Genomic DNA, 7,541 nt, shown 5'->3' with positions numbered 1-7,541 from the left:
TAGCGGGGACAGGATTTGAACCTGCGACCTCTGGGTTATGAGCCCAGCGAGCTACCGAGCTGCTCCACCCCGCGTCGGTGAACCCAACCTTACGGCATGGAACAGCCGATACGGAAATCGACTTCCGTCAGCACCCGCAGTCGTCGGAGTCGACCGGCGCCGTCAGGGCGTCCGCGGCCTTCCGGGCGGGCCCCTCCCAGGTCTCGTAGGCGAAGCCCTCGCGCACCCAGTACTCGAAGCCGCCGAGCATCTCCTTCACCTGGAAACCGAGCTCGGCGAGGGCCAGCGCGGCGCGCGTGGCGCCGTTGCAGCCGGGGCCCCAGCAGTACGTGACGACCGGCACCGCCTTGTCGAGGAGCTGCTCCGCCTGCTCGGGGATGAGCGCGGTGGGCAGGTGGAGCGCGCCGGGGATGTGGCCCTGGTCCCAGGAGGCGGTCGAACGGGAGTCGATCACGACGAAGCCGGGGTCGCCGTCGGCGGCGAGGGCGGCGGCGACGTCCGAGACGTCCGCGTGGAAGGCGAGGCTGGCCGAGAAGTACGCGGCCGCGGCGGCGGGCGAGGCGGGCGGCGTGCGGAGGACGGGGTTGACCTGCTGCGATGTCGTCGTCATGGTGATCAATCTACGGACGATGATCATCGGCCTGAAGGGTCGAACCCCGGCGGTCGAAGGCCTCGGCCGGGGATTCCCCGGCGTTCGCCGCGGGGCTCCGGGGATCTCACGGATCGGGACCCGGACCGTCCCGCGCGTCGTTGTCACATCCGCGGACCGGGAGCCGTCAGAGAGACATGACGGCATGCGAAGGGGGAGAACGACGGATGGACGAGGCCACGAGCGGGGACGCCGGTACGGGCGGGAGCGCGGGTACGGGCCGGGGCGCGGAGACGGCGGCCCGCCCGGCGCACGGGCCGGACGCGGAGGCGCTGGCCCGCCGCTTCGAGGCCGACCGCGGCCACCTGCGGGCCGTGGCGTACCGGATGCTCGGCTCGCTGAGCGAGGCCGAGGACGCCGTCCAGGAGACCTGGTTCAAGCTCAGCCGCTCGGACGTCAGCGGCGTGGCGAACCTCAGCGGCTGGCTGACCACGGTCGTGGGCCGTGTCTGCCTCGACATGCTCCGCTCGCGCGGCTCGCGCCGTGAGGACCCGCTGGAGTACTACGTCCCGGACCCCGTCGCCCGGGTCGCCGACACCACCGACCCCGAGCGCGCCGCCGAGCTCACCGAGTCCGTCGGCCTCGCCCTCCTCATCGTCCTGGAGACGCTCTCGCCCGCGGAGCGGCTGGCCTTCGTGCTGCACGACATGTTCGCCGTCTCCTTCGACGAGATCGCGCGGATCGTCGACCGGAGCCCGGCCGCGACCCGGCAGCTCGCCAGCCGGGCCCGCCGCCGCGTCCAGGACGCCTCGCCGGGGCCGGGTCCGGACGCGCGACGTCAGCGGGAGATCGCCGACGCCTTCCTGGCCGCCGCCAACGGGGGCGACTTCGAGGGGCTCCTCGCCGTCCTCGACCCGGACGTCGTCCTGCGCGCCGACGGCGGCGAACTCCTCGCCGGCACCTCCAGGGTCGTGCGGGGCGCCGAGGCCGTCGTCGCACAGGCCGTCACGTACTCCAGGTTCCGCAAGGCGAGCCTGGCGATGGTCGTCAACGGGGCGCCCGCCAACCTGTCGCTCGTCGACGGACGCCCGGCGGGGCTCATGTCGTTCACCATCGCCGGGGACCGCATCGTCGCGCTCCAGGTCCTCGCCGACCCGGAGCGCCTCGCCGCGCTCGGCCTCACCGAGGAGGAGCTGGCCCGCGCCGTGTGACCGACCGCCCCGGAGCCCCGGGCGACACGCACGCGCCCGCACCCACGCGGGGCGACGGGCACGCGCCCGCACCCACGCGGGGCGGCGGGGTCCCGTACCCCGCCCCCCACCTTCCCCGTACGGCGTCACACGGCCCGGCCGCGCCCCCTGGCCGACATCCAGGAGGCCAGGGCGCCCACCGACACGGCGCCGCTGGCCACGCCCAGGATCGAGCCCGCGGCCACGTCCCCCGGGTAGTGGACCCCGGTGTGGACGCGGGAGTACGCCACGGCCGCCGCCAGCGCGCCCAGCGGCGCCGCGGCCGCCGGGAGCACCACGCCCACGGCGGTCGCGAAGGCGACGGCCGACGCGGTGTGCCCCGAGGGGAACGAGGCGGAGTCCGGCATCGGCACGTGCCGGCCCACCACCACCCGGGCCGCCTCCCGGTCCGGCCGCTCCCGGCGCACCAGGCGCTTGCCCAGCAGGTTGGCCGAGGCGGACGCCACCGCGATCGCCCCGACGCCCGCGAGCGCCGCCCGGCGGGGCCGCCCCGGCACCAGGGCGAGCAGCGCGGCGATCGAGAACGAGATCTTCGAGTGGTCGGCCGCGGTGGAGAGCCGCCGCAGCGCCGTGTCGAGCGCCGGGGTGGGCGTGGCGGCCACGGCGCCGTACACGGCCCCGTCGATCGCCCGCAGATCGTGCAGTACCGCTTCTACGGTGGTGGTGGTCGTGTCCGTCATGCGCCGCTCCTTGCTGGGCTGGTTCTGCGGAAGGCGAGCCGGGTGATCCGCCGCCAGTCCAACGGCGGACGCGGGGGAGTCGTCCCCGGCCGGTCGCGGGGAACGAGGACGCGCAGCGCGCGCGGGCGCAGCTCGCAGACCACGGGGGTGGGCAGCCGGAGCGCCTCGCCGTCGACGGCGACGGGGATCAGCCGGCCCTCGCCCGTGGCACCGGTGGGGCCGAGGACCTCGACCCGACGGGCCGTCAGGACGTTCAGGCCCTCCGACTGGGTGCCCCACACGGCGAGCGCGGCCGCCTGCACGGCGCCGTCGACCCGTATGGCGATCACGCCGAGTTCCCCGCGGTCCAGGCGGGTGCGCTGGGCGGCGTCCCAGGCGAACGGATCGGGCGTGGCGTACGGGTTGTTGCTGACGAGCAGCGCCTGCTGCCCCGGCAGCGACACGGCGTCGGCCGTCGCGTCGAGCCGCTCGCCCCCGCCGCCCTGGAGCAGGTCGGGCAGGGCTTCCAGTGCGGTGCCGGCCTTCGCGTCGCGGTACTCCGGGCGCTGGACCACGTCCGCGTACACCCCGAAGGAGACGGTGTTCACGAACGGCCGGCCGGAGACGGAGCCGAGGTCGACCCGGAGCTCCTCGCCGTCGGTCAGCGCGTCCAGACAGGCCGCCGGGTCCTCCCGGTCGAGCCCCAGGTCCAGGGCGAAGTGGTTGCGGGTCCCGGCGGAGATCACCAGGAACGGCAGGTTGTGCTCGGCGGCCACCGCGGCGACGAGCGCCTGCGTCCCGTCACCACCGGCCGCGCCCAGCAGGTCGGCGCCCTCGGCGACGGCCCGGCGGGCGAGGGCTTCCACGTCGGTGGGCGTGGACGGGTCGATCAGGATCACCCGGGCGCCGAGCTTCTCCGCCCGCTCCACGAGCCCGAAGCGGCCGACCTTTCCGCCCCCGGACTTCGGGTTCATGATCAGCACGGGCCGCTGCGGCCGCACCGCGGGCACCCCGTGCTGCACGTCCGTCAGGGGCCGCCGCAAGGCGGACCGCGCACACCCGAGCGCCACCCCCCAGAGCCCGAGGGCCACGAGCGCCACCAGCCACACCCCGCCGACGACGTACAGCGCGAGCACCGCACAGGGCGCCCCGACCGCGAGGAGCGCCCCGAGCACCCGCAACGCCCCCCGGTGCGCCAGGAACCACCAGAGCCCGACGGCCGCCGCCGCGAGCCCCACGAGCCCCGTCAGCAACACCAGGACCCCACTGCCCACGGCGGACAGCAGCACGCCCACCGCCGCCGCGGCGGCCAGGAGCGCACCCCGCGCGAGCCAGGTCGCGACGACGCCCGCCCGTCTGGACACCCGCAACTTCTCGACCACGATCTCCGTCCGCATCCCCCGTGCCCCCCACTCGCCGTCTCCTCTACGCCACCACGCTCCAGACTGCCGGTCGGTTTCCTCTCCCGCTTCCCTGATGACCCGTTCGACTGAGGACATGCACGAAAGAGCCCCCTGGGCGCGGTCTCGTGAAGACCGCGCCCAGGGGGCTCGCGCGTAGGCCGTGTGGGACTCGAACCCACAACCAACGGATTAAAAGTCCGCTGCTCTGCCAATTGAGCTAACGGCCCGTGACAGCCATACCCGTGCAGCATAGCCGGAGAGATCCCCGGAACCGATCGGGTATCCGACACCGGCCGTCCTGCGTGGCGCCCCGGGGCCCGGCCGGTTGGGGAGAGGGCCGGGCTCCGGGGGGTGGGCGGGTCGGATGCGGGTCGGAAGGGGGTCAGAACAGGGACGTGAAGGTGTTCCAGCCGCCCGAGCCGATCAGCATGCGGCCGCCGAGGCCGCCGGAGCCGGTGGCGCCGTAGCTGTAGAGGCGGCCGGCCGTGTCGCGGGCGACCAGGTCGGGGGTGCCGTCGCCGGAGATGTCGCCGGTGCCGAGGATCGCGGTGTAGATGCCCCAGCCGGTGCCGACCTGGGCCCGGGACGAGACGCCGCCGGTGGCGGTGCCGTAGTAGCGCCACAGGGCGCCGGAGGCGTCCACGGCGAGGAGGTCGCCGCGGCCGTCGCGGTTCAGGTCGCCGGCGCCGACGAGCTTCTTGTACAGCTTCCAGTTGGCGCCGATCCTCACCCGGGCCTTGAGCCGGTGGTCGGCCGTCCCCGCGTAGAAGTACACGTCGCCCGTGGACGTCTGACGGGCCAGGAGGTCCGTGTACCCGTCCCCGTTCACGTCGCCGGAGGACGTCAGCACGTCGTAGATGCCCCAGCCCGCGCCGATGAGCGTGTACGGGGAGGAGGCCGTCACGACCTTGCCGCAGCCCGGCCGGTAGGCCCGCAGCTGGTCGCCGACGCGGGCGAGGACGTCCGCGCAGCCGTCGGCGTTCACGTCGCCGAACGGCACCAGGCGCGTGTTCACCGGGAACGCCGTGCCCGTACCCGCGACGCGGGCGGAGACACCGCCGAACCCGTCGCCCCGGTACATCGAGACGCGGCCGGCCGAGTCCGTCGCGAGCAGGTCGCCCTGGGCGTCGTTGCCCGCGAGGTCGCGCCAGGCGGGGGTGCCGCCGTGGAGGGTGACCGTGCCGGAGACGACCAGGTCGCGGCCCTGGCCGTCGGCCGAGGAGGCCCGCAGGTCCCAGCCGTACGGGCCGTTCGGGACGCGCTTGCCGGAGGCGGTCCTGCCGTCCCAGGCGACGTCGATGCGGCCCCGGGTCTCCTCGGCGCCGAAGGTGCGCAGGACGGCGCCGGAGTGGCGGTCACGGATCGTCAGCTGCCAGATGGAGACGGGCTTGGAGAGCGACCAGGAGGCCTTCCAGCCGTCCTGGACCCGCGCGGTCGTCGGCGTGCTCGACGAGGCGGCGGTGAGGTCGGAGGTGGGGACGCCGGTCCACAGGGCGTGGACGCGGTTGTCCGGGTCCTTGTACGCGACGGCGCCGCCGAACCGGTCGACGGTCCACGCGACGCGGCGCTCGCCGTGCACGGGCCCGGCGTCGACGAGGGTGCGGGACGCCACCGTGCCGGTGCGGAAGTCGCTGACGCGCAGGTACGTGCTGTTCAGGTCCACGAAGAAGCCGTCGCCGAGGAGACCGCCCCCGCCGTACGACCGCGGCAGCGCGGTCCTGGCGCCGGTCTTCAGGTCGACGACGCCCTGCTTCGCGTACTGCCCGCAGGCCCAGTACAGCCAGCGCCCGCCGGCCGTCTGGAGCTCCGTCAGCGGACAGCCGGAGTTGGTGGCGAGCTTCCCGAGGTCCTTGCCGGTGGCCAGGTCCTTGCGGGCGACCTCGCCGGCCGTCGCCGTGCCCGTGAACAGGGTGTCGCCCCACAGGGCCGCCGCGGTCTGCGGCTGCCGGGACACGACCGCCCCGGTGTCCGTGTTCGCGACGACCGTCTCGCCGTCGGAGTCCAGTTCGCCGGGGAACGGGGGCATGCCGTTCTGGACGACCGCCCAGCGGCCGAAGGCGTCGGCGACCCGGCCGTCGACGCCGGTCGTCACCCGGGTCGTCTCCCCGGAGGCCTTCCGCGAGACGAGCTCGCGCCCCGCGACGTGGACCGTGCGGCCGTCGCCGCCGTCGACGAGGGGCTTCCGCCACTGCGTGTTCTCGTCGAGGCCCTGCCACTGCGGCGCGGACTGCCCACTGTGCATCGGGCCGACCGGCAGCGCCCGGCCGTAGAAGCCGGGCCCCTTCGGTCCGTCGTGCTCCAGGGTGGTGAGGCGGCCGGCGCCGAGCGCGAGCGCGTCGATCTTCGCGGGGAGCGGCTCCAGGCGGCGCAGCTTCTCCACGACGGGCGCGCCGTCCTTGCCCGGGACGACCTTGAGGAGCGACCAGTCGGTGGCGGAGGTGCCGCCGACCACGGCCGCGCCGGAGCCGTCGCCGATCTGGGTGATCTCGCCCTCGGCACGCTCCAGGAGCGTCTGCTGCTCGCCCGTCGGGGAGAAGGCGACGAGACGGCGGCGCAGCGCCGCGTCCGTGCCCCACACGTCGTCGACCGCGAGGACCCGGTCGCCGACCAGGCCGATGCGGCGCACCCCGAGCCCCTCGGGCAGCGCGTAGGTGGTCTCGGGCCCGTCGAGGTCGGCGAGCTGCCGGACGTGGACGGTGCGGGAGGTGTCGACCCAGGCGATGCGCTCGGGGGTCACCGCGACCGGACCGGTGAGCACGCCGGAGGACGGGGTGGGCGAGGCGACGACCCGCATCCGCCCGGTCCGCAGGTCGACGACGCCGAGGTCGGTGTACGTGGAGGAGGCGGAGGTCGTGAAGCGGAGCACCGCCGTCGTGCCGTCGCCCGCCACGAGCCGCGCCATGTGGAGGTCGGCGCCCGCGGGCCAGCCGGTGACGGGGACCGTCGTGCCGGCCGGGTCGCCGACGCGCCGGAGGTGGTACCCGGTGGTGGCGGCGTACGACGAGCCGGCCTCGTACTCCTGGAAGAGGAGCGTCTCGCCGAGGATCCCCCGGAAGGAGGTGTCCTCCGGGACGGCCAGCGGCTGTTCCTCGCCGGTCTGCACGTCGCGGAGGAAGTGGGTGCCGATGCCGTGCTGGAGGTAGACGTACCGGCCGCCGGTCCCCCGCTCCGCGAAGGAGTCGTTGCCGCTGCCGTATCCGAGCGGGACGCTCTCACCGGTCGCGAAGTCCGTCCAGCGCGGCTCCTCGCCGAAGTGCTCGTCGGAGTCCTCGGTGCGGTGCGCGTAGCCCGTGGGGCCGACCGCGAGGACGGTCTCCGTCCGGGGCACGGTCCGCCAGTTCGGCGTGATGTCCAGCTGGTCGATGCCCACGAGGGGCGCGGCCGTCGCGGACGGCGTGAGACCGATCCCCGAGACGAGCAGCGCGGCGGCGAGGACGGCGGTACGCGCGCGGGGTCGCCGCGCGCGCGGGTGACGAGTCAAAGAGAGGTCCCTCCCCAGGAAACCTGATGTGCGAGAGATCGGGGCGCCGAGGTTTCCGCCGGGCCCCCTGGCCGGCACCTCGCGCTCCCGTCGACCACGTGAGCGTATCCCGTCGAACCGGGGTGCGATTCGTGGGGAAGGGTGTACGGGAAACGGGAC

5 protein-coding genes and 2 tRNA genes are annotated in these 7,541 nt (G+C 74.8%); 1 reads left to right on the top strand and 6 read right to left on the bottom strand.

The genetic code is table 11. The features are described from left to right. Window positions 1-74 (bottom strand) — tRNA-Met (locus ACWDVG_RS28230). Between the two features lie 53 nt (window positions 75-127). Next, on the bottom strand, window positions 128-610 hold the full coding sequence (locus tag ACWDVG_RS28225; RefSeq protein WP_451703202.1) for a rhodanese-like domain-containing protein: 483 nt from the start codon (window positions 608-610) through the stop codon (window positions 128-130). A 206-nt stretch (window positions 611-816) separates the two neighbouring features. Here ACWDVG_RS28225 and ACWDVG_RS28220 point away from each other — a divergent pair, with 206 nt between their 5' ends. Continuing rightward, complete coding sequence (locus ACWDVG_RS28220) at window positions 817-1,800, top strand: sigma-70 family RNA polymerase sigma factor (protein ID WP_451703201.1); 984 nt, start codon at window positions 817-819, stop codon at window positions 1,798-1,800. A gap of 125 nt (window positions 1,801-1,925) precedes the next feature. Here ACWDVG_RS28220 and ACWDVG_RS28215 read toward each other — a convergent pair whose 3' ends face one another. The 4 genes from ACWDVG_RS28215 to ACWDVG_RS28200 all read right to left on the bottom strand — a co-directional run bounded on the left by ACWDVG_RS28215 (window position 1,926) and on the right by ACWDVG_RS28200 (window position 7,382). After that, entirely contained in the window at window positions 1,926-2,519 is a 594-nt protein-coding gene (locus ACWDVG_RS28215; RefSeq protein ID WP_451703199.1) for a phosphatase PAP2 family protein, read from the bottom strand. Then, complete coding sequence (locus ACWDVG_RS28210; protein WP_451703198.1) at window positions 2,516-3,895, bottom strand: diacylglycerol/lipid kinase family protein; 1,380 nt, start codon at window positions 3,893-3,895, stop codon at window positions 2,516-2,518. The genes ACWDVG_RS28215 and ACWDVG_RS28210 overlap by 4 nt, the downstream gene beginning before the upstream one ends. Window positions 3,896-4,055: 160 nt before the next feature. Continuing rightward, window positions 4,056-4,128: transfer RNA gene (locus tag ACWDVG_RS28205), tRNA-Lys, on the bottom strand. Between the two features lie 155 nt (window positions 4,129-4,283). Then, window positions 4,284-7,382: an FG-GAP-like repeat-containing protein gene (locus tag ACWDVG_RS28200; protein WP_451703197.1), complete on the bottom strand. Its 3,099-nt coding sequence runs from the start codon at window positions 7,380-7,382 to the stop codon at window positions 4,284-4,286. Between the last annotated feature and the right edge of the window lie 159 nt (window positions 7,383-7,541).

This window comes from Streptomyces sp. NPDC003327, from assembly GCF_053589515.1.
This window is presented reverse-complemented; position numbering and strand designations above follow the sequence as displayed.

Excerpts from the sequence above, each read along its gene's own strand:
- ACWDVG_RS28225 (WP_451703202.1), bottom strand. The coding sequence starts at position 610 with ATGACGACGACATCGCAGCAGGTCAACCCCGTCCTCCGCACGCCGCCC.
- ACWDVG_RS28220 (WP_451703201.1), top strand. The coding sequence starts at position 817 with ATGGACGAGGCCACGAGCGGGGACGCCGGTACGGGCGGGAGCGCGGGT.
- ACWDVG_RS28215 (WP_451703199.1), bottom strand. The coding sequence starts at position 2,519 with ATGACGGACACGACCACCACCACCGTAGAAGCGGTACTGCACGATCTG.
- ACWDVG_RS28210 (WP_451703198.1), bottom strand. The coding sequence starts at position 3,895 with ATGCGGACGGAGATCGTGGTCGAGAAGTTGCGGGTGTCCAGACGGGCG.